Below are 23,445 nucleotides of genomic sequence, written 5' to 3'. Positions count from 1 at the left end.
ACGTGCAAACTGGCTTGGAGGAGACGCGGCGGCCCAAAACGCGCCGCGCCGTGGAGACCAAGACGGCGCGCACGCGCGCACTGGTCGTCGGGGCTTATCTCAATCCGCGCCAACAACGCCGCGCCGAAGCTGCCGTCACCCGGACGGTTGACGAAAGCCGTTCGTCCGAGGCGCGGATCGCCGAGGCGCGCGGCCTCGCCGAGGCGATCGATGTGGACGTCGTCGGCACGGAGATCGTCAGCCTGTCGCAGATCCGCCCCGCGACCTATCTCGGCCAGGGCAAGGTCGAGGCGCTCGCCACACGGACGAAGGACGAGGCGATCGACCTCGTCATCATGGATTGCGCGCTCTCACCCGTTCAGCAGCGCAATCTGGAAAAGGCTTTCGACGCCAAGGTGATCGACCGCACCGGGCTGATCCTGGAAATTTTCGGCCGCCGTGCGCTGACGCGCGAAGGCACGCTGCAGGTCGAGCTTGCGCATCTCAATTATCAGAAATCACGGCTCGTGCGCTCGTGGACCCATCTCGAGCGCCAGCGCGGCGGTTTCGGCTTTTTGGGCGGCCCCGGCGAGACGCAAATCGAGACCGACCGCCGGCTGATTCAGGAGCGCATCACCCGGATTGAGCGCGATCTCGAAAAGGTCAAGAAAACCCGCGGTCTGCACCGCAAGAGCCGGCGCGCCGTGCCCTATCCGGTCGTGGCGCTCGTTGGCTATACCAATGCTGGCAAGTCGACGCTGTTCAACCGGCTGACGCAGGCCGGCGTCCTCGCCGAGGATTTGCTGTTCGCAACGCTCGATCCCACGCTGCGGGCAATCAAGCTGCCGCGCGGCAGCGAGATCATCCTGTCCGATACGGTGGGATTCATTTCCGATCTGCCGACCATGTTGATCGCTGCCTTCAAGGCGACGCTCGAGGAAGTTCTGGAGGCGGATGTCATCCTTCATGTGCGCGATATCGCGCATGAGGACAGCGAGGCGCAGCGCGCCGATGTCGAAAAGGTGCTCGCCGAACTTGGAATTGATTTTGAACAGCCGGGACGCGTTCTCGAAGTCTGGAACAAAATCGACGTCGTCGATGCCGAGCGCGCCCTGGTTCTGCTCAATGCGGCGCGGCGGCGGCCGTCTAAGGCGCGGCCAGTGCTGATCTCGGCCCTGACCGGGCAGGGCGTCGACGAGCTTCTGGCGCGTGTCGAATCCCTGCTCGCGAATGAGCGCGTCACGCTTGATCTGGCGCTGGACGCCGGCGACGGGCAGGGCCGGCATTGGCTCTACGAGCACACCGAAGTGCTGGGCCGCCGCGAGACGAGCGACGGCGCGCTGCTCCTTACTGTAAGCGTGCCGTCGGCCATGGCCGACAATGTGCGTCAGCGCTTTCGCCTGGCGCCGAAGGCTGCGCGCGCCGGGTAGCGCCGGGCTCTATTTCTCCAGCGTTTTGGCGGTGTTCCAGAGCGCGTCCATGTCCGCAAGGCTCACCTCGCCAAGCTTTTTGCCGCCGCGTGCGATCTCGCGTTCGATATAGGCGAACCGGCGCATGAATTTTTCATTGGTGCCGCGGATCGCCGCCTCCGGATCGGCGCCGATATGGCGTGCGAGATTGGCGACGGCGAACAGAAGATCGCCGGTTTCCGCCGCGATCGCGGAAGCGTCTTTGCTGTCGAGCGCGGCCTCGATTTCGGCTGTCTCTTCACGGATTTTGTCGAGCACGAGCCGGACATCGTTCCAATCGAAGCCCACGGTGGCGGCCTTGGCCTGCAATTTCACCGCGCGCGTCAGACCGGGCAGGGTAAGAGGGATCTCGCCGAGCAAACCCTCCTCGCGCGCCGGTTTTTCGGCTTTCTCCTGCGCTTTGATCTCGGCCCAAAGACCCTTGACCGCGTCTGTCGACAGATCGCGCCTGTCGCCGAAGATATGCGGATGGCGGCGGATCATCTTGGCGGTGATGGCCTCGACAACGTCGCCGAAATCGAACGCCTTTTCTTCCTCGGCCATACGCGCGTGGAAAACGACCTGAAGCAGCAGATCGCCCAGTTCGTCCTTGAGATCGGCAAGGTCGGCGCGGGCGATCGCATCAGCGACCTCGTAGGCTTCCTCGATCGTGTAAGGCGCGATGGTCGAAAAGGTCTGTTCCAGGTCCCAGGAGCAGCCGGTCTGCGGCGTGCGCAGCGTCGCCATGATCTCGAGGAGCTTTTTGATGTCGCGAGATTTCTGCATGGCCGGTCAAAGAAAACGGCGCGAGGCAGAACCTCGCGCCGTGGAAATTGTAAAGCCGGACGGGAACGTCAGGCGAGGGCGATCGACAAGGCTTCGCGGCCTTTCGGCGTATCGACGACGCGCATTGTCACCGCTTGACCTTCGGCGAGATGATGCACGCCGGAAGTGCCGAGGATCGAAATGTGGACGAAGACATCCTTGCCGCCATCGTTCGACTGAACGAAACCGAAGCCCTTGTTGTCATCGAACCATTTGACCGTGCCGCTGACCTGAATCGCGGTCGCGGGATCGGGATTACGGCGCGCCGGCCGCGCCTCGTTGAAGCGCGGTGCGGGCGCGCGCTCGGCGGCGCCAGCCGTGTCCACTTCGAGCACGCGGGTCACTTGCGCGCCCTTGGCGCCAGTGCCGACGTAGACCTTCAGCTTCGCGCCCGGCGGAACCGTCTCATAGCCGGCATTCTGTAAAGCGCCGATATGGAGGAAGGCGTCGCCCGTGCCATTGCTCAATTCGACAAAGCCAAAGCCCTTGTCACCCTTGAACCATTTGACGACCGCATCGACTGGAGTGCCCGAAGGCGCCGACGGCGCAATATCCGGACCGCCAAAACCACCGCCGCCGAAAGAAGGTCTGGACCGGCTGGGACGGGGGGAATCGTAAGGAGACGGACCGTCATCGTCAAAGCCACGTTTCCTCGGCCCGCGGAATTCTTTACCCTTGCTCATGAGATGCCTATTTTAAACTTTCAATCCCGACGGGTCGCTCGAAAGCGACGCGCCGCAGGCCGTTCGCCCCTTGGACAGTTCAGACACGGTTGAAGACGAGCGGCCCGACGCCACCCGTTCACAATGTACGCTCTGACTTTTATCCAGAAATGCCGAAAGTCCCGCCTTTCCGGTATTGATAGCAGATGTGCCAGCCTCTTGGCTACCGCTTTTGCGTCAAACTGCGACCCCAATGTTCGATTTCGGTTCGGCTATGCCTTAGCGGCTTCGAAGTGGGCCGCGGGGAGTTGTTTTGGAATCAAAGAATTGCATATCTGCGATTCGCATAATCAATATTATGGAACTATGGCAGGTAATTTCGACCACCGGACGGCTTGGCTGGTCCAGCTCTTTATCGCTCGACCCGCAGGCCGTCATAGGCCGGCTCGACATGCGGCGGCAATTTGTGCCGGATCTGCTCGAAATCGACGTCGGTATGGAGGTTGGTCAGGATGGCGCGCCGCGGCTGCAATTTCCCGATCCAATCCAGAGTTTCCGCGACTGAGAAATGGCTTGGATGCGGCGTATAGCGCAAGGCATCCACGATCCACAGATCGAGCCCGCGCAGATAGCGCTCGCTTTCCACGGGAATGCCGTTCAAGTCCGGCGTATAGGCGATATCGCCGATCCGGAAGCCGAGGGCGTCGATCTCGCCGTGGCTCAGCCGGAACGGCGTGAAGCTGATCACGCCGCCCGGCCCTGCGATCGTCACCGCTTCGCCCGGCGTCAGCCGCCGGTCATTGAGCAGCGGCGGGTAATAGCTGCCGTCAGGCGTCTCGAAAATATAGCCGAAATGGCTGCGCACGACGGCCGAGGTCGGCGCATCCATATAGAGATCGATCCGCCGCCGGTGCATGATGACCAGCGGGCGAACTTCATCGATGCCATGCGTATGGTCGGCGTGCGCGTGGGTCAGCAGGATCGCATCGAGCCGGTCGATGCCGAGATCGAGCAATTGGGCGCGTAAATCCGGCCCCATGTCGATCAGAACCTGCGTCTTGGCGCCTTCGGCATTGGTCTGCTCGACGAAGATCGCGCAGCGGCGGCGGCGATTTTTCGGGTTATTGGGATCGCAGGCGCCCCAGCCCTGGCCGACACGCGGCACGCCGGCGGACGATCCGCAGCCAAGGATGGTGATGGCAAGGCTCACGCGGCCACCACCGGCGCCGGCATTTTCGTGAAAAGCCGCAGGACATTGGCGCTGGTGATCGCAGCGAGTTCGGCGGGCGTCAGCCCCTTGACCTCAGCCAGAACTTTCGCCGTTTCCGCGACATAGGCCGGCTCATTGCGCTTGCCGCGATAAGGGACGGGGGCGAGGTAGGGCGCGTCTGTCTCGACCAGCAGGCGCTCGTTTGGCACGCCGCGGGCGATGGCACGCAGCTCGTCGGATTTCTTGAAGGTCAGCAAACCCGAGAAGGAAACATAAAGCCCCAGCGCGACACCCGCCTCCGCCAGCCTGCGCGTCGACGTAAAGCAATGCAAGATGGCCTTGAAAGCGCCCTTCCCCATTTCTTCTTCGAGGATTTTCGCCATGTCGTCGTCGGCATCGCGGGAATGGATGACGAGCGGCAGGCCGGTTTCGCGCGCGGCGGCGATGTGCGTCCGGAAGACCTGCGCGGCGAGATCGTGCGGCGTGTCGTCGTAATGATAGTCGAGCCCGGCTTCGCCGATGCCGACGCATTTCTCATATTGCGCCAAGGCAATGAGTTCTTCGACCGAAACCTGCTCCTCCTTGGCGTTCATCGGATGCGTGCCGATGGTGCAGAACACGTCCTCATAGGCTTCCGCCAGGGCGCGGATTTCGGCGAATTTCGCGACACGGGTCGAGATCGTGATCATCCGCTTGAGCCCTGCCGCGCGCGCGCGCGCGACAACGCCGTCGCGGTCGCTCGCGAAGTCGGAAAAATCGAGATGGCAATGCGAGTCGATCAGCATCTGGTGTTACGCCGCCGGTTCCACATAACGCGGGAAGATCGGCGAAGGTTCGGGCAGAGCGCGATCCGGCGCGTCCGGGTCGGCCTGCCGCGCGAAACTGAAATCGCGATGTTCCGGCGCCACGGCAAGCAGATCGAGCAGCCGCCCGGCCGCTTGCGGCGTGAAGGGCTGTGTCAGCAGAGCGACGATGCGCAGAACCTGCGCCGTTACATAGAGGATCGTGCCCATGCGCTCGGGATCGGTTTTCTTCTTCGTCCAGGGCTCCTCGGCGGCGAAATAGCGGTTGGCATCGCCCACGACGCGCCAGATGTCGGCAAGGACCGTATGCAGGGCGAAGCTCTTCATCGCCGCGCGGGTCTTTCCGGCGAGTTCGTCGGCAGCAGCGAGGATTGCCTCGTCCGCTTCCGTATAAGCGCCCGGCTGCGGCAGGCGGCCGCCAAAATTCTTGCCGATCATCGAGAGCGAGCGCTGCGCCAGATTGCCGAGATCGTTGGCGAGGTCGGCATTGATGCGGTTGACGATCGAGTCATGCGAATAATTGCCGTCCTGTCCGAAGGGCACTTCGCGCAGGAAGAAATAGCGCAGTTGATCGACGCCATAGGTCGCGATGAGATCGCCGGGGCTGATGACATTGCCGACCGACTTCGACATTTTTTCCCCGCGATTGAACAGAAAGCCGTGCACGACGATCTGCTTCGGCACCGCAATCCCGGCCGACATGAGAAAGGCCGGCCAATAGATCGCGTGAAAGCGGGTGATGTCCTTGCCGATCACATGCGCGTCGGCGGGCCAGAATTTCTTCCGCGTCGCGTCCTTATCCCAGGGAAAGCCGGTGCCGGTGATGTAATTGGTCAGCGCGTCGACCCACACATACATCACATGCTTCGGATCGCCGGGCACCGGAACGCCCCAATCGAACGTCGAGCGGCTGATCGAGAGATCGGTCAGCCCGCGCTCGACGAATGAGACGATCTCGTTGCGATAGGTCTCCGGCACGACGAAATCGGGATTGTCGCGATAATGCGCGAGCAATTTCTCCTGATAGGCGGAGAGGCGGAAATAATAGCTTTCCTCCTCCACCCATTCGACCGGCGCGCCGCTCGGCGCGAGATATTTTCCGCCCGCGTCTTTGGTGAGTTCGGATTCGTCGAAGAAGGCTTCGTCGCGGACCGAGTACCACCCCGGATATTTGGAAAGGTAAATGTCGCCGTTGGCTTCCATGCGCCGCCAGATTTCCTGCGAGGCTTCGCGATGCGCTGCGCTCGTCGTGCGGACGATCACATCGGCCCTGGCGTCGAGCGCCTCGCCCATGGCCGCGAATTGCGCCGCCGTGCGGTCGGCGAGCTCAAGCGGGATTATCCCTTCCCGCGCCGCCGTCTGCTGCATCTTCTGACCATGTTCGTCCATGCCGGTGCAGAACAGGACGTCGTAGCCGTCGAGCCGCTTGAACCGCTGGATCGCATCGGTCGCGATGCGCTCATAGGCGTGGCCGATATGCGGTGCGCCATTGGCATAGGGAATCGCGGTCGTGATGTAGAAGGTCGGGCGCTTGGCCATGCTCGAAGCTCACTGGATCACGACGATTTCGGATCGAACCGATGCGAAATCATGAACGTGATCGATTCACGAAATTTAGAGCGGGATTTGTGCGAAAAACCGGCATCCACTTTTTCGCATCCCGCTCCGGCCGTGACGCGGCAGGGCCTCAGGCGCTGGCCGCCCTGGCCGCCGCGAGTTCGGCGAAAATCGACAGGATGACGGGCCGTTTGTCGAGATTGAGAGCCTCGGCTTCCCGCGCCGCGTCGGCGGCTTTTTCCCATACCTCCGCCAAAGGCGCAAGGCGGGCCGCCCCATGCGCCGCCTCACTCTGCAACCGCTCGTCGATCCAATCGACAATGGCGGTCATGACCCGGTCGCATTGCGCCGTCCGGTCGCGGCCGGCGATCCGGTCGGCCAGCGTATGGACGGCGCGCCAGTCGAGCGCCGGCAGGCCGGAAAGTAGCGCGCGGACCTGATTGTCGATTGCGATGCCGTCGTCGGCGAGGAGGCTCAGCGCGGTCGTGACGGAGCCCTGCCCGCGTTCGGCGGCCACCCGGCGCTCGCTCTCGCTCGCTTCGGTCCAGGGCGCCCCCAATGCGTCGATGACACGCAGAATATCGACGTCCGCCAGCGGACGCAGGATCAGCATCTGGCAGCGCGAGCGCAGCGTCGGCAGGAGCAGCGCCGGCCGATGCGCGACGATGAGGAACAGCGAACGCGGCGGCGGCTCTTCGATGAGCTTCAGCAGGGCATTGGCGGCGGAATTGTTGAGGTCTTCGGCGCTGTCCACGATGCAGATGCGCCAGCCGCCGGCCCCCGCCACGCTGCGGAACAGATGCGAGGCCTGACGGACATCGTCGACGCGGATTTCGGTGTAATGCCGCGCTGGTTTTGCCTTTTCGTTCCATTCGCGCCGCAGCAGCGCGACATCGCCATGCGACATCGCGGCAATCTTGTGGGCGACCGGATCGCTCGCATTGATGCCGAGGTCTCTGGCGCCCTGCACGGTCGCTGCCGTGGGGTCCGGATGCGCGAGCAGGAAGCGGGCGAGCCGCCACGCTAGCGTCGCCTTGCCGATGCCGGGCGGTCCACCGATGACGAAAGCTTGCGGCAGGCGGCCGGCGCGATAGGCTTCCAGCAGCCCCTGCTCCGCCTCGTGGTGGCCGAAGAAGTCGAAATTTTCACGCGGATGCGGCGTCTCATCGACGCGATCGGATTCCGGCGCGGCTTCCAGGGCCTTAGAGCGGGGGGCGTTCATACAGGATAGATAACGCGTCCTGGGCTTTTTCGCACCGGATATAGATCCGCTGCGTCAGGCGCCATGCAACGCCTCGGCCTGCATCGCCGGCTCGGCGTCGAACAGGCGGTGGCTGATCGTGTCCCAGATCGCCTGCGCGACCTCTTCCTCGCTCTGCGAGGCATCGACGACGACGCAACGCTCGGGCTCCGCAGCGGCAATGGCAAGATAGGCCTTACGCAAGGCTTCGTGGAAGGCGAGCCCCTCGCCTTCGAACCTGTCGGAGGCCTCGGCGGCGCCACGCCGCTGCGCCGCGCGGGCAAGGCCGACGTCCGCCGGCAGATCGAGGATCAAGGTGAGGTCCGGCCGCGTATCCGCGACGGTCACGCGCTCGAGCGCGCGCAGGAAGCCCGGATCGAGGCCGCCGAGGGCGCCCTGATAGGCGCGTGTGGAATCGGCGAAACGGTCGCAGATCACCCATGTGCCGGCGGCCAGCGCCGGAGCGATCGTATGATCGATATGATCCATCCGCGCGGCGGCGAAAATGATCGCCTCCGCCTTCGGGCCGAGGTCCTTGATCATGCCGGAAAGCAGGATATCGCGGAGAATTTCAGCGCCCGGCGAGCCGCCCGGCTCGCGCGTCGGGATCGCTTTGATGCCGCGCGCCTGCAACCGCGCGACGAGGTAGCGCACCTGGGTCGATTTGCCGACACCCTCCCCGCCCTCGAGCGTGATGAAGGTTCCGCGTTTTGGCAGTCGGGCGTCGTGGCTCATTTCTTCAACACATATTTGCGGAACAGCTGTTCCGCAAATTCCAGACTGGCGTCCATCGCCCGCCGCGGCAGCGTGCCGGGACCGATGGCCGCAGACGTCCGCAGCGGGATTTCGAGGATTTCGTCGGGGCCGCGAAAAACCCGCAGGTGCGCGACTTCGTGGCCGGGCGAAACCGGCGTCATCAAGGGCCCGGTGTAGACGATCTGCCCTTTCAGCTTTTCGTCCGAGTCACGCGGAATGAGCACTCTGATCGGCGTGTCGCTTACCAGCGGCTCGGAGCCGGAGCTGCCGCCGTAGACTTGAGCATAGCCCACGACTTCTCCCGGCTGAAACAGCATCTTCGACTCGAACGAGCGAAACCCCCATTGAAAAAGCCGTACGGCTTCCGACTCCCGCTCCTTGGCGCTCTTGGCGCCATAGATCACAAGGATGAGCCGCTGGCCGTTCTGCACGGCCGAGGCGACAATGCCATAGCCGCTGGTGTCGATATTGCCGGTCTTCAGCCCGTCCGCGCCGACATCCATCGTCAGCAAGGGATTGCGGTTCGGCTGCTTGATCTTGTTCCAGGTGAAGTCCTTCTCGCCGAAATAATGATAATATTGCGGATAGGTTCGGATGAGATAGGCGGCAAGGCTCGCCATCTCGCGCGACGTCACGCGCTGGTCGGGATCGTCCTGCCCCCAGGGATTGGTGAAGGTCAAATGCGCGAAACCGAGTTCGCGCGCGCGCTCCGTCATGCGTGTGGCGAACGCGCCCTCGGAGCCTGCGAGTCCTTCCGCCAGTACGATCGCCGCGTCATTGCCGGAGACGATGACGAGGCCGCGGATCAGATCCTCGACCCTGATCTTGCTGTTGAGCGCGGCGAACATCGTCGAGCCGCGTGCCAGAGCCCCGCCGGTGCGCCAGGCATGTTCACTTACATCGAATGTGTCATCGAGCTTCAGCTTTCCCTGTGCGAGCGCGCGAAACACGAGCTCCGCGGTCATGACCTTGGTCGTCGAGGCCGGAACTTCGGGCGCGTCGGCGTTCTTCTCGAACAGGACTGTCTGTGAATCCGCGTCGATCAGGATTGCCGATGGCACGCTGGTCTGAAACGGCTGTGCCGCTGCCACGGGGCGCGCCGCAAGCAGAGCCGCCGCCAGGGCGGCGAGAGCCAGCGCGAGAAGTCTTTTGAGGCCTGGGCGCATCGCCCCTTCCACGCTTTTCCCCGACCGTTTCCGCCGCTCAACTGAGCCTGCACCATGCGTCCGGGGCGGCCGGAAATCAACGCGTCAGGCGCGTGCGTGCACCGGCATTTACGGGCAGATCAAAGAAAGCCGGGGCTTATCGCGAAGCTGTCTCGCCGATCTTTGCGTCGGCGCCGGGCACCGTATCGAGATCGAAGGGCCGCGACGGCGGCAGCGGCGCCGTGCCGACGAAGATATGGTTTGGCGCTCCCGCGTCGGCGGTGTCCTGCGCGCCGTCGGCCGCGTCGGGCCGTGGCGCGGGTTGCGGCACCTCGCCCGGATCGGCCGAGGCGGTTTCAACCGGCCGATCGGCGTCAGCCAGCATGGTCGGAGGTCCGGCCGGCGCCGAATGGTCATCCATCCTCAGAGTCGTGGCGAGCTTCTCGTCGTCGGAGCCTTCGAGGCTGGCGCGGCTGAGATATTCGACCTTTACGGTCGTCGTGCCGGTACGGCGGAAATCCAAGAGATCGGCGACGCGGCGCGAAACATCCATGATACGGCCCGGCGCGAACGGCCCGCGATCGTTGACGCGGACGATCATCGAATAATGGTTGCGCAGGTTGGTGACGCGCGCGTAGCTCGGCAGGGGCATGGTCGGATGCGCGGCGGAAATCGAATTACGGTCGAAGATTTCGCCATTGGCCGTGCGGCGCCCGTGGAAGGCATCGCCGTACCAGGAGGCAAGCCCGATGGCGGTGTAATGCTTGCGCTCGCTCGGGTAATACATGTGGCCCGCGACCATATAGGGATGGCCGACGAGATATTTGCCGCCGCCATGCGGGACATCCGCGCCATCGGCAACGACGCGCGGGCTGGCAGCGCCGTAAACGGATTGCGGGAAATATTCGGAAGGATGACCGTCGGCGATCTGCTGTTGTGCGCAGCCCGCCAGCATAAGCGCGGCGGTGCAGGAAATGGCGACAGCCAGCGGCCGGAAAAGAACGGACGTCTGCGAGGTTTGGCTCTCGGCTGCCCCGCCCCAAGATACGAAGCGTGGCCAGAACGGTAAGCTTTTCACCTACAAAATCCCCCGTGATCTGTTCGCGCCATCCGGCCCTGCCTCAAGGGCAAGGTTGGCGCCGATCACTTGCTAAAACTTTAAGGGTTTCGCAGTGCGCGACGCCGGACGGCGATAAACAGACCCGCGAATGGGCCGGGCAATTCGGACGAAATTGCGGCAGCCAATGCGGTGTGGCATTTCAGTCTGGTCTTAAAGCCATGCGATTCCAGCGCAATCCACCTGCCCTATGCCTGTGCAAGCAACGAGGAATGCAGGCAAAATTCGCATTAACCAATTTGCGTTAAATACGATTCAATTTTGCGGCGATATGCAATCCGCCGTGGCGCAGCTTGGGCGAAATTTCCGTGGCGTGGCCGCGAAGTGACAGATTCGCCGGGTGCCGTCCCGTAAGGTGCAATCGAACTCGCGCTTCGATTCTGCATCTGGAATTGCGCGAGCGGAGGGGGCCGTGAAAACATTCATTTTTTCGATTGGGGCTGCTTTGATGGTGGCCACGGCCGGTTCGGCTTTCGCCGCTGACCTCCCGTCTTTGAAATCGGCGCCCGTCTATGCGCCGCCTCCGGCCTTCACCTGGACCGGCTTTTATCTTGATGCCGGCGCCGGCTATGGCGAATGGAACGCCAACACGACCACGCGCCTTCCAGACACCGATATTTGCCACCTTTGTGCCAACCAAATTCAAGGCGGCCACGGTTTTCTCGGCCGCGCCGGCGCTGGCTTCGATTATCAGTTCGCTGATCAGTTCGTTGCCGGCGTTTTCGGCGACGGCACCTATTCTGCGATGCGCGGGGCGCTTCAGGATCAAGAACCGATATGGACGGCAAGCACCAACCAGAACTGGTCATGGGCCGCCGGCGGCCGCCTCGGCTGGCTGATGACTCCGGAATTGCTCGTCTACGGCGACGCCGGCTTCAGCCAGGCGCGTTTCACCGGCGGAAGCCTGCTCAACGAAGACGGCAGTGCTAGCGGGAATTCGACGCAGGGTTTCACAGCGAACGGCTGGTTCGCTGGCGGCGGCTTTGAAACAATGTTCGCGCCCGGCTGGTTCTGGCGGACCGAATATCGCTTTGCCGATTATGGTGCGCATGACGTCATCGACGATGGCCTCGCGGGACGTGGCGATGACATCCATTTCCATCCGTTCGTACAGACGGTGACGTCCAGTCTGGTCTACAAATTCGGCTGGCCTGGTTTCAGCACGCCCGGGATCCCCTCCTTCACCCAGGTTACCGATGGCTTCGGGTCGCCGCCGGCGGCGACGAACTGGACCGGTATCTATGCCAATGCGGGAATCGGCTACGGATTGTGGAGCGCCAATACGACGACGCGCGATCCGGTCACGGATGGATGCGATCAATGCGTCAATCAGCGCCAGGGCGGCCGTGGCATCTTCGGCACCGTTGGCTTGGGCTATGATTATCAGGTCACCAACAAGCTCGTGGCTGGCGTCTTCGGCGATTTCGATCCTTCGCAATTGAAGGGCACCATTCAAGATGGGGGTCCATATTTTGCCGGATCGATTTCGCAAAACTGGGCGTGGGACGCCGGTGCGAGACTCGGCTGGCTCGTGACGCCGCAGGTCCTCACTTATACCAAGGCCGGGTTCACGCAGGCCCGCTTCGGCGGCACCGGAATGCAGGATACTCATGAGGGTGCCGGCACCGACTTTTCGACATCGGGCTTCTCTACCGACGGTTGGATGCTGGCCGGCGGTGTCGAGGCGGAATTCGCACCGGGCTGGTTCTGGCGCGCCGAATATCGCTATGCGCAATACGGCGTGCATGCCATTGCGGATACATCGCCCACAGACTCCCAAGACAATATTCGTTTCCACCCCGAGGAGCAGACCGCGACGGTCGGCCTCGTCTACAAATTCAACTGGGCGCCGCCTGCGCCGCCTGCGCCGCCCGCTCCTGTCGTCGCGAAATATTAGGCAGCGTTCCGCGGCGGCGGTGCTCAGCGCTCCGCCGCGGCGCGATAATGCTCAGCGAGATGGAAGCCGATCAGTTCGGCGAAAAGCTTGAACATGCTGACCGCGGCGGAATTGTTCACGTGCGCGGGCTTTATATCAACGGCGCATAATGTGCCGAAGAAGCTGCCGTCCGGGAGTTGAAGCGGAACCGAAATATAGCTTTCGAAGCCATAGAGCTTTGGCGTCGGGTGCTGGCTATAGACCTGATCGGAGGCGACCCTGTCGATGGCGACAGGGCGCCCGCTCTGCCTTATGTCGCGGCAGATCGTCGTTTCGATTATGAGATCGTCGCCCTGTTCGATCCCGAAATTGATCGTGTCGCGGACGGCGCAGGCCACCCACCTGTCTTCCGTGACGCGCGCGACGACGGCAAAGCCCATACCCGTAGTCTCGCAAACGACATCGAGGATCGCGCGCACAACGGGAATGCGCTGAACAATGCTGACATCAAATCCGAGCGGATCGGGTACTTGCATCGTACTCGCCTCTCTCCAACAGTTTCGCGCCGCTCCAATCCGTAGATCGAGTACCGAAAATGCGTTTGGCGGGCCTGGACGCCGGCAGCGGCGCATACATTCTGCCGTCGCGTCTTCTCATAATATCACGTTTCAGTGATCCCGGCTATTTCGGGAATTTTCCCCGGCAACATCAACGGCACCAGAGGCTTGACGGTTTCGCCGCGAGTAGCGACGCTGCCTTATTAGCTACGAGCCTGCTGCGCCCGTGGCTATGCCAGTGTCGAGACAGACCGGCAATTCAAATAATGGGAGGAAGCTGATGAAGAGGATGATATTAGCCGTTCTGTTTGCCGCGGTCGCCGCGACTCCGGTGCTGGCTGCCAAATATAGTCTGGTGAAGGACACTGTCGGGAATTGCTCCGCGGTCGTCTCCTCGCCGCGCGGCTACCCGGGCATGACGCTGGCGAGCAAGAAGAAATATCCGTCGATCGACGAAGCCAACAAGGCACTTGACGGTGTGAAGGGCTGTGTCGGTCTGGTCCGCTAATTGAAGCTTACGCACCAGCCGGGGACGCCCAGGGTTATACGATAAACCTTGATCGCGACCCCGGCAGTGCGAAGGGCTCAGAGTCGTCCGCCGGTATCGAGCCACACGCCACGCTGGTTTTGCGGAAGCTGATCCTCGGCGGCAAGCATTGCGTCCCACACGCCATCGTTCTCGCGGGTGAGAATGACATCGCCTTTCTTTAGCGGTCCGAGATCGACCTCCTTGTTGGGAAAAACGACAATCGCGCGATTGGCGACATAGACAACCACCTGCCCATATCTGAGCAGATTGAACGACCAGGTTTTGATCTGCGAATACCAGGGCTCCTCGCGCCATTTCGTCGGATTGCCCGGATCGACCGAGATCACCAGCCGGTGGCCCATGCCCTCCGTGTAGAGGACCATTTTGCAGTGCGCCGGCTGCCAAATGTCGCCGAGGTCCGGATCGGCGCGCCATAGACAATAGAAGATCCGGCACTCCTCCTGCCGGGTTTCATAGATCCGGCAGCCTTTGCCCGGCACGCAATGCGGGCACCAGATCCCTTCCGGCTTCCCCAGGGCCTCGATGCGCATGACCTTGCAGCAGAGCGCGCAGGGGCCGCAGTCGCGGCCCGGCAGGATATTTGTCTCGTCGATGATTCCAGCGATCATATGCGCCTCGACCTCAGGCTTGGCAGGGCTCAAATCTGCGACCGGCCGCTGGAAAGGCGTGCCGATATCCTTTCAACCCCCGCCAATTCGTAACAGGGAGGCTTTGCCTTTTCAAATAGTTGCGGGGCTGGTGGCGCCTGAGCCACGAGTTGCGGCTAAAGGCGGGGCATGATCGGGAATTCGAAATTCCTGGCCCTGAATAAACACATATTAGCGAGGGGAATTGCCGAACTGGCGTAAGCGGTGGTATTGGCCGCCTTGGAATTCGGGATCCCTGACATGATAGATTTTTTGACGACCGCGCCTCTTTGGGTCGAAATTTTGCTCGTGGTCATCATACCGACCGTGATCGCGATGCTCGGTCCCTCATTGATCCGGCGTTTCGTACAGCTCGAACATCTGGCCATAAACAACGAGGTCGCGGGCTTCAAGTTTGCGACCATTGGCGTGACCTATGCCGTGCTTCTCGCCTTTTCGATCGTGGTGGTCTGGGAGAAGGCCAGCGATGCAGAATCAACGATCGAACGGGAGGCCGGCGCCGCCGCGACGATCTATCGTCTGTCCAATGGTCTCGGCGAGCCGAAGAGAACGGACCTTCGGACCGCCATGACCCGCTATCTTAGCTCCACGATCAAAGACGAATGGTCGACCATGGAGCACGGTAAGTCGAACAAGCCAACGTGGGAGGCCCTAGGCGACCTCTATACGGCGATGATCGCGCCCGGAGCCGCTGACGACGTATCTATTAAAACGGAAATCTTCAATCAGCTTACCGTCATAACGCAGGCGCGCCGTGCCAGACTCATCGCGGCTGACGGCATCGTCCCCGGTCCCGTCTGGGCGATCGTTTTCCTGTGCGCGTTCCTGGTCATCGGCTTCACGTTTTTCTTCGGAACGCAAAATCTGCGCGCCCAGACGCTGATGACCGGGCTGCTGGCGTTTCTGATTTTTTCCGAATTGGTCATCGTGATCGCGCTCGAGCGGCCGTTCGCCGGCGGCATCAAGGAAGCGCCGACGCCGCTCGTCCACGTCCTGCAAGATTTCGCGCCGTCGTAAAACGGGACGTTCATAACGCGTTGAATTTATTGGCGACCCCGGCAGGGCTCGAACCTGCGACCTGCCGCTTAGAAGGCGGCTGCTCTATCCAGCTGAGCTACGGGGTCAGCCGATGACGCCGCCTTCAACAACGGCGGCGTGTTAATGCGTCCACTGGCCCAGGCGCGTCGATTTAAAATTATCGGAATAAGAGAGAATTTTCCGTGTCACCGGCTTCGGCTCCTCGAGCAGGAAGGGAATGCCGTTCTTTTCGGCATAGGCAATCGCCTCCTCCTGCGTGCCGAACCAGAGCCGCACCTGGCGGCGCATGTCGCGCGAGCCCGTCCAGCCCATCAGCGGATCGATCTGCGGGGCGAGCTCGGGGGCGAATTCCAGAACCCAGCGCGTCGTCTTCGCCTGGCCGGACTGGGTCGCCGTTCTGCTTGGCCGGTAGATGCGTGCGGTCATCTCAATTCCGCTCCTCTATCGTCGCGATCATGTGGTCGGGGCAGCAGGATTCGAAACTACCTCAAGGTGTTGATTTTGCTGGAGGTCGTTCTGATGAAGCGCCTAGCCCGGTCCGCATCTCTTTGAATAAACGAGCAGTGGCGCTAAGACAACTGCCCATGTGCGGCCGCTTCACCCAGCATTATACTTGGGCACAGATCCACGAATTCTTGAGCGTCACCGGCGCGCCGCAGAACCTGCGGCCGCGCTACAATATCGCGCCGACGACGCGGGTCGATATGGTGCGCCATGACGCCGAGGGGCGCCGTGAGCTGGTGCGCGGCGTGCGCTGGGGCCTAGTGCCAGCCTGGTGGGAAAAGCCCCTCAAAGACGTCCCGGCGACCTTCAACGCCCGCGTCGAGACGGTCGCGACCAAGCCGATGTTCCGGGACGCCTATCGCAAGCGTCGATGCGTCGTGCCGGCATCGGGCTTTTACGAATGGACGGGCCAGAAAGGCGATAAACAGCCGCACATCTTCGTCGACTCGGACGGCCGGCCGGTCCTCGCCCTCGCCGGCCTATGGGATCGCTGGGGCGACCCGGAGAGCGGCGAAGAGCTGCTGTCCTGCACCATCATCGTCACTGGCGCGACGGAATGGATGACGCCCTATCACGATCGGATGCCAGTACTTTTGCAGCAGGCCGAGATCGATCGCTGGCTGGCGGGCGATATGGCGGCCGAGGAGCTTCACCCGGCTGCGGAATCGGCGCTGCGCGAATGGCCGATCGACCGGCGCATCAACCGAACGGGTGCAGGCGACGACGATCCGACGCTGCTGGAGCCGCTTGAGGCGGACTTGCTTTAATCAAGCATTATGGGTCAGTTTGAGTTTATGCGCAATTTCGTAAGTCGTTGAACAATTTGCCCGCGATGCACATTTCGGCTGAAAACTTAAAGCCCTCTGTCAAGCATCCGATTCAGTTTAACGGCTGGCGTTAAGTCGCCAATTCGAAAGATTTTTAATCGCTTTTCCTCTTAGCGAAGGTTCAATTTTCGGGGTGCCTTGGTCCGATCCTCTCTCTGCCCCGATCACCCTCCACGACGGCCGTGTCCTCAAGACGCTGAATGACGCGGCGCAGCTCTTCCTCCGTCTCAGCGAGACGATCCAGCGCCACGACTGGAATCAATATGCGGCCGAGCTGCTGATCGATGCCGCGAAGTCCGGGAAGGCCGGCGATATCCGCGCGGCCACTATGCAGGTGCAGCGCGCGCTCGGCCGCGAAGGGATGCTGTAGCGGCCGCTAGAACTCTTGCACCGAGGAGATGACCATCGCGCCGCTTTTCTCGCCCGCATCGAGAAGCTGCAGCTCCGCGTCCGGGTAGCCCTCGATCGTCGTCCAGTCGACGATGAAAAGCAGCGGCTCATCGGGCCGCTCGCGCTGCACAGCTTCGATCAGCCGTTGCAGGCTTTCACAATCGAAGGGCTCATCGAAATCGGGAGCAACCTCGGCAAGCCAGTGGCCGTCCGAATAGGCGACGTCGATCTTGCGCGGTTCGGGCATATCGTAACCTCCAGCGGAGCGGTCGGCCGGGCGCGCACCGCGGGGGAATATTATTAGGGCGCCCGCCGCGATAAGCGATCGACCGAGCCCGCGCCGTTGACTCCCCAAACCGCATGTGAACAAAATAAGAACATGCGGACCTATAAGAAGCCCATGTGGCCCGAAGCAGAAGAGATTTATGCGCTGGCGCAGCGGTTCCAGCACGCCGGCGGGACGCGGATTCTGGTGTCCGAAGCGACCGCCGCGCTCGTCGCCCATGCGCTGCGCCGTTTCGCCGACGAGAAGAGCAAGCCGGCCGAGTTCGAATACGGCCTTTTCCGCGTCGAGGTGATCGGACCCTATCCGGTCGACAAAATTCAGGTCGTCACGCGCGACAGGCAGATCGGCGACGCCGCTTTCGACATCCTCGTCAGCAAAAATCCGGGTGCGAAAGTGTCTCTTTTACACAGCAGCAGCGTGCTCCGGTCAAACGAATCGCCGACGATCACTACAGCCCAGCCAGGAAAGACCGATGGCGCAACCTGACGAACAGCCCCTCCCCGTCCCTGACCCGGCCCTGGCGGCCGCCGTCGATGCGACGATCGCCGAGCATGGCGGCGATGCGCGCGCGGCCGTCGCCACGCTCCTCGAGGCCGTCGCGGATCTCGAGGCGGCAAAGGAGAGCGCGCTCGGCCTGGTCTCGAAGGGCTTTGCGCGCGGCCGACTGCCCGGCTGATGCGCAAAGAAAAAGCCCCGCCTGGCGCGAGGCCAGACGGGGCGATATCAAATGGCGCCCGACGGGGCCGCGTCCGAAACGTATTTAAACGGCCAAGTGCGCCGCTCCGGTTCTTCCGTCGTAAATAAGAATCATCGTTGAGAGCTGGGCCCTCCCGATGAGAGTCTGATGAGGCTGGCCGCCCGCCTTCAGTTTTGCCCCGGTAAACCGGCCGTACCGTAATTGACCAAGGGTGGGGATGCGGATATGGCCGAGATAAACATTCAGCGTGTGTTCGCCGCCGACGCCGGAGCATTTGGCTTGATCAATCAGAGGAAGATTTAACTCTTGAGCTAAGTCTTCGTCGATGCAGCTGTCGCCGGCGCCAGTGTCTACCAGCGCTTCGACGAGCTTGAACGTCGGATGAGTGTCGGGCGCCGCTGCAAGCACGCGCGCCGCCTCCGCCACTTGGCTAGGATCTGGCTGGAACAATCCAGGCTCGAACCCCACCTCCACCATGATCGTGGGACCCTTCATCTGCAACACCTGGGCGCCGCTTTGAAAGATCGTCCGACCGCCGGCAATGGACGGCACAAACCCTGGAAATCCACACTCGGCGATCGGCATTCAAGCTGGCTCGATCGCGCGAAACATCACGGATGCGGGAAGCTTGGTGGTGCCACCGCCAACTTGACGAATAAGATATGGCCCGCGCCCGTACTTCTGGATCGCGGCCTTGGCAGCGTTGTCAAAGGTGTCCCAAGCGCCGAGCAATTCGTCGTCCTTTATGACAACGAACTTGCCCATATGATTTTGTTCGAGGTTTGGCTTTAGCCGCTCAAACGACTGGAGTTCAGCCGAAAGCGGGCCTTCACGTTTGTCGGTCATGACCCTCTCCCGCTCTTCTGCAGGGACTATAGAACTGGCCAGCCGCATCTTCGTTGCACACCACGCTTTCCAGAGGCTTACGCCATATGCTTAACAACGCATAAGGCGTCATGAAGCGTCCGGGATGAACGGCGCCTGAACCAGGTGGCCCCGCGCCTATTCCGCCCGCTCCGCCCGTCCTCTGGGATCCTTTCGCCAAGTTGTGGCTGGCGACGGTTGTAACAGTCAAGGGGAAAAAGAGCCCAGGAAGCGATTCTGACGTCCTTCCGCTGCTGGAACCACTGTCTCCGCCATCAATGGATGTCAAACTCATTTCCCCGGCGTCGCCACGCGATCGCGCAGCGAGTCGAGCTGGCCATAGAGGCCCTTGATCTGATCGGACACCGAGGCGCGATAATCGTGCTCGTCGTCCCGGTCGACGGCACGGTCGCGCAGCTTGTCGACCTGGTCGTCGAGCCGGTCGAGGCGCTTTTCGCCGTAGCCGACGATCTCCGCCAGCGTGTCCCGCGTGACATAGGCGCGATCGATCTCGCGCTCCAGCATATCGACGCGGTCGAGATCCCGGTTGATCGGCGCGAGCGCCAGGCCGCCGACCGCGATGATGGCCGTGAGCACCATGCCGCCGACAATGCCGATGACGCCCCAGTCCGTGCGCTGCGAGCGCGCCGCGGCCTTCAGTTGCTCGTCAATTTTCTTGCCGAGCGCATCGGCGACATTGGTGAGGGCGTTCGAGAGATTGCCGATCTGCGACGACATATCCTGACGCACGCTGATAATCTGCTCGCGTGTCTCGACGGCGAGTTCCTTGACCGCTTTCTCGGTCCGTTCATTCGTCTTTTCCGCGCCATCAAGACGCGCAAGGATCGCGGGGTAGCTAAGCGTCGTGGACGCGCGCGCGCCCTTCGTCGTGGCTGCGGTCAATTCCCAACCCCCTATTTCTTCTTCGAAGGCACCAGAGCGAACAGCGCGACGACGATCGCGAGGATGATGAAGATCTCCGGGCCGGTGAGGTCCGGATAGATCAGGCCGGCATCGCCGACGCCGGAATCGTGCGGCCATGCGGTTTGCTGTTGCGCATGGCCGGCCGGAATGCCGGCGAAGGCGAGCTCAGCTACCATCGACGTCTATCAGTTCGTCGGCGGCGCCGTCGCCGCGGTGGCGGTTCCAGTGGTGGCCGCCGCAGCCTCGAAAGCGGCATCGATTTGCGCTTCATAGGCCTGCAGTTGCGTGACCTGTGCCTCGGTGACCGCCGAATTCTGCTGCAGCAACGTGATGATGTTCTGCAGCGGTGTCAGCAGGCTCGCGAAGCCAGATACGATCGTCGGAACGAGCGTCTCAAGCTCCGTGATGACGGCCGTGACCGCAGACGAGTTACCGTCGATCGACGGCAAGAGCACATTCAGAAGGGTGAGAATCGTGGTGATCAGAGCTTCGGCCATTAGTTTGAACCTCCAACTGCGGCCTGGATCGCCGGCGTGACAGCGCTCAAGGTCTGGAAAAGAGAAATCGGGACGACAGTGTCGCCCGACACGATGTCCGCCTCGATCTGCTTGCGAGCCGCAATTCCGGCGGTGAGATCCTTCACGACCGTCGCTGAAACGGTCGCGTCGCGATGAACCGAGCCGGTGAGCGGAAGCTCCAAATACGTCGTGCCAGCGACTTCCGCCGCATCGAAGGCATTCACAGCGACGAGCGCCGCCTTCGCCGAGACAACATCGCCGGTAGCGACGCCGAAGAATTCGGAAACGCCCGTCCCGAACTCTTGCAATGTGACGCAGCCACCGAGCGTGGCTGCGCAGAACAGCGCAAGCGCAATCGCGCCCGCGCGAAACAGGTTTCTCATGTCTACAGTCCTTTCAGATGAAGCCGCTTAGTCGCCCGCGGCGGAGGAAATTGCTGTGACGGCAGAGGCGCTTACTTTGCCACCGCCTTCGGAGGGTCTGCCGACGTCGCAGTTGCAGCGCCTCCCAAAAGAGCCTTCTGCAAATCGCCGATGACCCAGAGGACGAATTCCTGCGCCGCCGCCTGATTCAATCCCAGATTTGTCGCCACCGGACCGAGATCATCGATCACCGCCTCGGCAAGCGCGGCGACCGTCGTATTGCTGGCGGTGAATTTCGCAGTGGCGATCTGTGGCTCTATGCCAGCCCACCAGCTTCCCACGATCTTTTGCGCCGAGCGAATGACCGTCGAATATTGATCGGTCGTCAGGCTGAAATGCAGCTTTGCCAGATAGGCGCTCAGGATCTGAAACAGCAGTCGCAGCAGCGCACCAACCAAGGTGACAAGCACAGCCCCAATGATCGGCCCAAGATAGGTGAGGAGCGGCGTGAGCGAAATTGACGCGGGAGCAGCCGCATTAGCGGCGTGAGCGCCCGAAACGCCAACGGCAATCAGCACAAAGCCGACGATCAGCACCGCCGTAATGTGTTTGACGCCCCACATCACCGCTTCCTCGATCTTGGTCTTGGCAAGCGAAAGTTCCCGGCTGTTGCCGAGTCCCGTCAGAAGCTCGAAAAACTCGAGCCCCTTGTCTTTGATGGCCGCCATATTGGCTTTCTCGGCCTCACTCAAAACGCGGTACTGATGGCGCATCGTGTTGTTGACGGTGCGCTCATCCGACGTGCTATCGACGGATGCCATCTTGGCTCATCCTTCTTGAAGTGCCGCGGAGCCGCCGCGGCGCGGGATCAGAAACCGACTGAGTACCGATAGACGGCCGCGACGAAGAAAATCGCGACGAGCACGAGCAGGAATTTCATTGCGCGCAGGCGCGTGCGACGCGGGCGATCGCGAGATGCAGACGCCGAAAGCGAATGGCCGCAGGCGGCAACGGATCATCGGCCACGGTGCGCGGCCGCGCGGCGTCATACTCATCCGCGAGCCGCACCAGATCGAGCTTCGCAACGGTGCAGGCGTCGGCCGCCGGATCGCCGCTGATCGGCGCCCATTCTGGGCAGACCGTTGTCGCCACGACTTGCGAGCCACAGGCCAGCGCCGGCGCTGCGGCACCGATCAACACGGCAGCGGCGAGCGCGCGCGACGCGCTCATAGCGCCTTTACCAGCGCTGTGTTGAAGTCGATGCCATAGCCAGCGATGAGTTCCGCGCGATCCTCGCCATTGATGATCCGGCGAGCCCCAACCCAATCGTCGATAACGGGGCTGAAAAAGTCGGACAGACGTTTGCCGGTGAACCAGCCATTGATCATGCCTAGGATCATGATCGGGGCGGCGATCTCAGGGATGAGTGCGGCGTCCGGCTGGTTCAAGAGGCTGACTGTGATGCCGACATTTGCGAGTTCAGCTTGCGCCTTGGCGTAATTGGCTGACCAGGTGAGCTGCACATAGCCGCGGCCGTAATAGACTTCCCCGTAGGGCTTGCCCCTGCCCTCGCCGATCTCCCGAACCGGCTGCATGGTGAAGGCGGTTTCATGAAACACGGTCGCCAGCATGTAGGCTTTCCAGCGCCGATCCTTGATCAGTGCCTGGAACTTGTCGAAGGCCGCGAGAATGGCATTGAGGCCGTCGACTTGACTTTGCGACAGGGCTCCGCGAAACGGCTGCACGCGGACAGCATCGAAGAATGCGGCTTCGTTCATCACGCCCTCCAATGCCAGCGTCGCGCGTGCCAGCCGTGCGGCCGCCAATCGGCCTGCAGGACCAGCGCTTCGAAATCGGGAATGGCTTCAAGCTTCCGGGCGCGGGCGAGCACCTGGCGGCCGTAGCGGGTGCAGCCGCCGCGGCGGTCCACATAGCCTTCGCTGCCGTTGTAGAGAGAGATCGCTCGGCAAGTGACGCCACCTTCGGCATCGAGAAGATGCTTCATCTCGGTAAGACCGGCGACCGCGCCATAATCGCAGTCAAAGAGCTTACGAGGATCAAACCCGTCTTTGCGCGCGGTGCCGGGCTCGACCTGCAACACGCCGCGGCCATCAGGCGGCCCGTGCGCATGGCAATTGCCGCCTGATTCCTGCACCGTGAGCGACATGGCGAGCGGCAGCGGCACGCCGATGTCACGGGCCCGCCGCGCAACGATAACGTAGCCCGCAGATGCAAAGCGGGCTGCGCCCTCGATGGCGCGAACCGCAGGCCGGATCACTTCGTGATCGAAGACAAGGGCGGCCGGCGCCGGTGCCCTGAAAAGCGAACCGGCCAGAAAGCTGAAAGGATCGCGAACCGGCTCAACCGCGCCTGTTTTGACGTCGATGGCGATGGCAGCCCGGTGACGATGATGCGCCACGCCGGCATGGCGATGGTGATGGTGACGCGCATGATGGTGACGCGCATGATGGTGATGCCAATGATGATGCCAATGGTGGTGGCGGCTGGCCGCATGGGCGTGCGGGGCGAGGATGAGAAGCGTGACGAGGGCCAACAGCGCCGCCATGACATAGGCGCGCGCCGTCGCGCCGTGGCGAGACGGTTCAAAGATCATTATTTGCTCAGGGTTGCGGCCGTCGCACTCGACCTGGGAAACCGCGCGA

At 62.2% G+C, this 23,445-nt stretch carries 31 protein-coding genes and 1 tRNA gene; 8 read left to right on the top strand and 24 right to left on the bottom strand.

What is annotated here, in order from left to right; translation table 11 throughout:
- Window positions 1-50 precede the first annotated feature (50 nt).
- On the top strand, window positions 51-1,409 hold the full coding sequence (hflX, locus tag CWB41_RS14150; RefSeq protein ID WP_207206656.1) for a GTPase HflX: 1,359 nt from the start codon (window positions 51-53) through the stop codon (window positions 1,407-1,409).
- 9 nt (window positions 1,410-1,418) lie between these two features.
- On the opposite strand, the gene mazG is transcribed toward hflX, so the two are convergent.
- From mazG to CWB41_RS14100, 9 genes are all read right to left on the bottom strand, one after another.
- Entirely contained in the window at window positions 1,419-2,213 is a 795-nt protein-coding gene (gene mazG / locus CWB41_RS14145; RefSeq protein WP_115837701.1) for a nucleoside triphosphate pyrophosphohydrolase, read from the bottom strand.
- 68 nt (window positions 2,214-2,281) lie between these two features.
- On the bottom strand, window positions 2,282-2,935 hold the full coding sequence (locus CWB41_RS14140; protein ID WP_115837703.1) for a cold-shock protein: 654 nt from the start codon (window positions 2,933-2,935) through the stop codon (window positions 2,282-2,284).
- Between the two features lie 391 nt (window positions 2,936-3,326).
- Window positions 3,327-4,124, bottom strand: a complete 798-nt coding sequence (locus CWB41_RS14135) for an MBL fold metallo-hydrolase (RefSeq protein WP_115837705.1) — start codon at window positions 4,122-4,124, stop codon at window positions 3,327-3,329.
- Window positions 4,121-4,909 (bottom strand): TatD family hydrolase, encoded by a 789-nt coding sequence (locus CWB41_RS14130; protein ID WP_115837707.1) that lies wholly within the window; start codon window positions 4,907-4,909, stop codon window positions 4,121-4,123. Before CWB41_RS14130 ends, CWB41_RS14135 begins: the two co-directional genes overlap by 4 nt.
- Window positions 4,910-4,915: 6 nt before the next feature.
- Window positions 4,916-6,466 (bottom strand): methionine--tRNA ligase, encoded by a 1,551-nt coding sequence (metG, locus tag CWB41_RS14125; protein WP_115837709.1) that lies wholly within the window; start codon window positions 6,464-6,466, stop codon window positions 4,916-4,918.
- Window positions 6,467-6,614: 148 nt separating this feature from the next.
- Entirely contained in the window at window positions 6,615-7,706 is a 1,092-nt protein-coding gene (locus CWB41_RS14115; RefSeq protein WP_115837711.1) for a DNA polymerase III subunit delta', read from the bottom strand.
- 54 nt (window positions 7,707-7,760) lie between these two features.
- A complete protein-coding gene (gene tmk / locus CWB41_RS14110) occupies window positions 7,761-8,459 on the bottom strand; it encodes a dTMP kinase (protein WP_115837713.1) in 699 nt (232 codons plus the stop codon).
- The gene (locus CWB41_RS14105) at window positions 8,456-9,646 is read right to left on the bottom strand and encodes a D-alanyl-D-alanine carboxypeptidase family protein (protein ID WP_115837715.1); all 1,191 of its coding nucleotides are present in this window, start codon (window positions 9,644-9,646) and stop codon (window positions 8,456-8,458) included. Before CWB41_RS14105 ends, tmk begins: the two co-directional genes overlap by 4 nt.
- A 136-nt stretch (window positions 9,647-9,782) precedes the next feature.
- Entirely contained in the window at window positions 9,783-10,703 is a 921-nt protein-coding gene (locus CWB41_RS14100; RefSeq protein WP_425373471.1) for a septal ring lytic transglycosylase RlpA family protein, read from the bottom strand.
- Window positions 10,704-11,154: 451 nt separating this feature from the next.
- On the opposite strand from CWB41_RS14100, the gene CWB41_RS14095 reads away from it, so the two are divergent.
- A complete protein-coding gene (locus CWB41_RS14095) occupies window positions 11,155-12,639 on the top strand; it encodes an outer membrane protein (RefSeq protein WP_129396510.1) in 1,485 nt (494 codons plus the stop codon).
- Window positions 12,640-12,662: 23 nt separating this feature from the next.
- On the opposite strand, the gene CWB41_RS14090 is transcribed toward CWB41_RS14095, so the two are convergent.
- Window positions 12,663-13,154, bottom strand: coding sequence for a GAF domain-containing protein (locus CWB41_RS14090; protein WP_245411357.1), 492 nt, complete (start codon window positions 13,152-13,154; stop codon window positions 12,663-12,665).
- A gap of 301 nt (window positions 13,155-13,455) precedes the next feature.
- Here CWB41_RS14090 and CWB41_RS14085 point away from each other — a divergent pair, with 301 nt between their 5' ends.
- Entirely contained in the window at window positions 13,456-13,683 is a 228-nt protein-coding gene (locus CWB41_RS14085) for a hypothetical protein (RefSeq protein WP_129396509.1), read from the top strand.
- A gap of 77 nt (window positions 13,684-13,760) precedes the next feature.
- Here the strand turns inward: CWB41_RS14085 and CWB41_RS14080 are convergent, their stop codons facing one another.
- Window positions 13,761-14,333: a hypothetical protein gene (locus tag CWB41_RS14080; RefSeq protein ID WP_115837722.1), complete on the bottom strand. Its 573-nt coding sequence runs from the start codon at window positions 14,331-14,333 to the stop codon at window positions 13,761-13,763.
- Window positions 14,334-14,582: 249 nt separating this feature from the next.
- Here CWB41_RS14080 and CWB41_RS14075 point away from each other — a divergent pair, with 249 nt between their 5' ends.
- Window positions 14,583-15,389 carry a bestrophin-like domain gene (locus tag CWB41_RS14075; RefSeq protein ID WP_115837724.1) on the top strand — a complete coding sequence of 269 codons (807 nt, stop codon included), beginning with the start codon at window positions 14,583-14,585 and terminating at the stop codon, window positions 15,387-15,389.
- A 30-nt stretch (window positions 15,390-15,419) separates the two neighbouring features.
- Here the strand turns inward: CWB41_RS14075 and CWB41_RS14070 are convergent.
- Together CWB41_RS14070 and CWB41_RS14065 are read right to left on the bottom strand one after the other, a co-directional pair.
- Window positions 15,420-15,496 (bottom strand) — tRNA-Arg (locus CWB41_RS14070).
- Window positions 15,497-15,530: 34 nt separating this feature from the next.
- Window positions 15,531-15,836 (bottom strand): ETC complex I subunit, encoded by a 306-nt coding sequence (locus tag CWB41_RS14065; RefSeq protein ID WP_115837726.1) that lies wholly within the window; start codon window positions 15,834-15,836, stop codon window positions 15,531-15,533.
- A 137-nt stretch (window positions 15,837-15,973) separates the two neighbouring features.
- Here CWB41_RS14065 and CWB41_RS14060 point away from each other — a divergent pair, with 137 nt between their 5' ends.
- Window positions 15,974-16,681, top strand: a complete 708-nt coding sequence (locus CWB41_RS14060; protein ID WP_245411358.1) for an SOS response-associated peptidase — start codon at window positions 15,974-15,976, stop codon at window positions 16,679-16,681.
- A gap of 193 nt (window positions 16,682-16,874) precedes the next feature.
- Window positions 16,875-17,111: a hypothetical protein gene (locus CWB41_RS14055; protein ID WP_115837730.1), complete on the top strand. Its 237-nt coding sequence runs from the start codon at window positions 16,875-16,877 to the stop codon at window positions 17,109-17,111.
- Window positions 17,112-17,117: 6 nt separating this feature from the next.
- Here the strand turns inward: CWB41_RS14055 and CWB41_RS14050 are convergent, their stop codons facing one another.
- Entirely contained in the window at window positions 17,118-17,378 is a 261-nt protein-coding gene (locus CWB41_RS14050) for a hypothetical protein (protein ID WP_115837732.1), read from the bottom strand.
- Window positions 17,379-17,531: 153 nt separating this feature from the next.
- Between CWB41_RS14050 and CWB41_RS14045 the strand changes: the two genes are divergently transcribed.
- Entirely contained in the window at window positions 17,532-17,903 is a 372-nt protein-coding gene (locus CWB41_RS14045) for a hypothetical protein (RefSeq protein ID WP_129396508.1), read from the top strand.
- Complete coding sequence (locus tag CWB41_RS14040) at window positions 17,890-18,093, top strand: hypothetical protein (protein ID WP_115837736.1); 204 nt, start codon at window positions 17,890-17,892, stop codon at window positions 18,091-18,093. Before CWB41_RS14045 ends, CWB41_RS14040 begins: the two co-directional genes overlap by 14 nt.
- 84 nt (window positions 18,094-18,177) lie before the next feature.
- On the opposite strand, the gene CWB41_RS14035 is transcribed toward CWB41_RS14040, so the two are convergent.
- From CWB41_RS14035 to CWB41_RS13990, 10 genes are all read right to left on the bottom strand, one after another.
- On the bottom strand, window positions 18,178-18,699 hold the full coding sequence (locus CWB41_RS14035) for an aspartyl protease family protein (protein ID WP_115837738.1): 522 nt from the start codon (window positions 18,697-18,699) through the stop codon (window positions 18,178-18,180).
- A complete protein-coding gene (locus CWB41_RS14030) occupies window positions 18,700-18,960 on the bottom strand; it encodes a hypothetical protein (RefSeq protein WP_115837740.1) in 261 nt (86 codons plus the stop codon).
- 309 nt (window positions 18,961-19,269) lie between these two features.
- Window positions 19,270-19,881 (bottom strand): hypothetical protein, encoded by a 612-nt coding sequence (locus CWB41_RS14025; protein WP_115837741.1) that lies wholly within the window; start codon window positions 19,879-19,881, stop codon window positions 19,270-19,272.
- 11 nt (window positions 19,882-19,892) lie between these two features.
- Entirely contained in the window at window positions 19,893-20,078 is a 186-nt protein-coding gene (locus CWB41_RS14020) for a hypothetical protein (protein WP_115837743.1), read from the bottom strand.
- Between the two features lie 9 nt (window positions 20,079-20,087).
- Complete coding sequence (locus CWB41_RS14015) at window positions 20,088-20,399, bottom strand: hypothetical protein (protein WP_115837745.1); 312 nt, start codon at window positions 20,397-20,399, stop codon at window positions 20,088-20,090.
- On the bottom strand, window positions 20,399-20,803 hold the full coding sequence (locus CWB41_RS14010) for a hypothetical protein (RefSeq protein ID WP_115837747.1): 405 nt from the start codon (window positions 20,801-20,803) through the stop codon (window positions 20,399-20,401). Before CWB41_RS14010 ends, CWB41_RS14015 begins: the two co-directional genes overlap by 1 nt.
- Before the next feature lie 71 nt (window positions 20,804-20,874).
- Window positions 20,875-21,603, bottom strand: coding sequence for an Acb2/Tad1 domain-containing protein (locus CWB41_RS16425; RefSeq protein WP_245411359.1), 729 nt, complete (start codon window positions 21,601-21,603; stop codon window positions 20,875-20,877).
- Window positions 21,604-21,718: 115 nt separating this feature from the next.
- A complete protein-coding gene (locus CWB41_RS14000; RefSeq protein WP_115837749.1) occupies window positions 21,719-22,012 on the bottom strand; it encodes a hypothetical protein in 294 nt (97 codons plus the stop codon).
- Window positions 22,009-22,560: a lysozyme family protein gene (locus tag CWB41_RS13995; RefSeq protein WP_115837948.1), complete on the bottom strand. Its 552-nt coding sequence runs from the start codon at window positions 22,558-22,560 to the stop codon at window positions 22,009-22,011. Before CWB41_RS13995 ends, CWB41_RS14000 begins: the two co-directional genes overlap by 4 nt.
- Window positions 22,560-23,396: a transglycosylase SLT domain-containing protein gene (locus CWB41_RS13990; RefSeq protein ID WP_115837751.1), complete on the bottom strand. Its 837-nt coding sequence runs from the start codon at window positions 23,394-23,396 to the stop codon at window positions 22,560-22,562. The genes CWB41_RS13995 and CWB41_RS13990 overlap by 1 nt, the downstream gene beginning before the upstream one ends.
- Window positions 23,397-23,445: the final 49 nt, after the last annotated feature.

Source organism: Methylovirgula ligni, assembly GCF_004135935.1.
Taxonomy (GTDB): domain Bacteria; phylum Pseudomonadota; class Alphaproteobacteria; order Rhizobiales; family Beijerinckiaceae; genus Methylovirgula; species Methylovirgula ligni.
Note: the sequence above shows the minus strand (reverse complement) of the source record. Positions and strands in the feature narration are given on the sequence as shown.

Bases quoted from the DNA above. Each gene is read 5' to 3' on its own strand.
- mazG (WP_115837701.1), bottom strand. From the start codon at position 2,213: ATGCAGAAATCTCGCGACATCAAAAAGCTCCTCGAGATCATGGCGACG.
- CWB41_RS14140 (WP_115837703.1), bottom strand. From the start codon at position 2,935: ATGAGCAAGGGTAAAGAATTCCGCGGGCCGAGGAAACGTGGCTTTGAC.
- CWB41_RS14130 (WP_115837707.1), bottom strand. From the start codon at position 4,909: ATGCTGATCGACTCGCATTGCCATCTCGATTTTTCCGACTTCGCGAGC.
- metG (WP_115837709.1), bottom strand. From the start codon at position 6,466: ATGGCCAAGCGCCCGACCTTCTACATCACGACCGCGATTCCCTATGCC.
- CWB41_RS14115 (WP_115837711.1), bottom strand. From the start codon at position 7,706: ATGAACGCCCCCCGCTCTAAGGCCCTGGAAGCCGCGCCGGAATCCGAT.
- tmk (WP_115837713.1), bottom strand. From the start codon at position 8,459: ATGAGCCACGACGCCCGACTGCCAAAACGCGGAACCTTCATCACGCTC.
- CWB41_RS14105 (WP_115837715.1), bottom strand. From the start codon at position 9,646: ATGCGCCCAGGCCTCAAAAGACTTCTCGCGCTGGCTCTCGCCGCCCTG.
- CWB41_RS14090 (WP_245411357.1), bottom strand. From the start codon at position 13,154: ATGCAAGTACCCGATCCGCTCGGATTTGATGTCAGCATTGTTCAGCGC.
- CWB41_RS14085 (WP_129396509.1), top strand. From the start codon at position 13,456: ATGAAGAGGATGATATTAGCCGTTCTGTTTGCCGCGGTCGCCGCGACT.
- CWB41_RS14080 (WP_115837722.1), bottom strand. From the start codon at position 14,333: ATGATCGCTGGAATCATCGACGAGACAAATATCCTGCCGGGCCGCGAC.
- CWB41_RS14065 (WP_115837726.1), bottom strand. From the start codon at position 15,836: ATGACCGCACGCATCTACCGGCCAAGCAGAACGGCGACCCAGTCCGGC.
- CWB41_RS14050 (WP_115837732.1), bottom strand. From the start codon at position 17,378: ATGCCCGAACCGCGCAAGATCGACGTCGCCTATTCGGACGGCCACTGG.
- CWB41_RS14045 (WP_129396508.1), top strand. From the start codon at position 17,532: ATGTGGCCCGAAGCAGAAGAGATTTATGCGCTGGCGCAGCGGTTCCAG.
- CWB41_RS14040 (WP_115837736.1), top strand. From the start codon at position 17,890: ATGGCGCAACCTGACGAACAGCCCCTCCCCGTCCCTGACCCGGCCCTG.
- CWB41_RS14035 (WP_115837738.1), bottom strand. From the start codon at position 18,699: ATGCCGATCGCCGAGTGTGGATTTCCAGGGTTTGTGCCGTCCATTGCC.
- CWB41_RS14030 (WP_115837740.1), bottom strand. From the start codon at position 18,960: ATGACCGACAAACGTGAAGGCCCGCTTTCGGCTGAACTCCAGTCGTTT.
- CWB41_RS14020 (WP_115837743.1), bottom strand. From the start codon at position 20,078: ATGGTAGCTGAGCTCGCCTTCGCCGGCATTCCGGCCGGCCATGCGCAA.
- CWB41_RS14015 (WP_115837745.1), bottom strand. From the start codon at position 20,399: ATGGCCGAAGCTCTGATCACCACGATTCTCACCCTTCTGAATGTGCTC.
- CWB41_RS14010 (WP_115837747.1), bottom strand. From the start codon at position 20,803: ATGAGAAACCTGTTTCGCGCGGGCGCGATTGCGCTTGCGCTGTTCTGC.
- CWB41_RS16425 (WP_245411359.1), bottom strand. From the start codon at position 21,603: ATGGCATCCGTCGATAGCACGTCGGATGAGCGCACCGTCAACAACACG.
- CWB41_RS14000 (WP_115837749.1), bottom strand. From the start codon at position 22,012: ATGAGCGCGTCGCGCGCGCTCGCCGCTGCCGTGTTGATCGGTGCCGCA.
- CWB41_RS13995 (WP_115837948.1), bottom strand. From the start codon at position 22,560: ATGAACGAAGCCGCATTCTTCGATGCTGTCCGCGTGCAGCCGTTTCGC.
- CWB41_RS13990 (WP_115837751.1), bottom strand. From the start codon at position 23,396: ATGATCTTTGAACCGTCTCGCCACGGCGCGACGGCGCGCGCCTATGTC.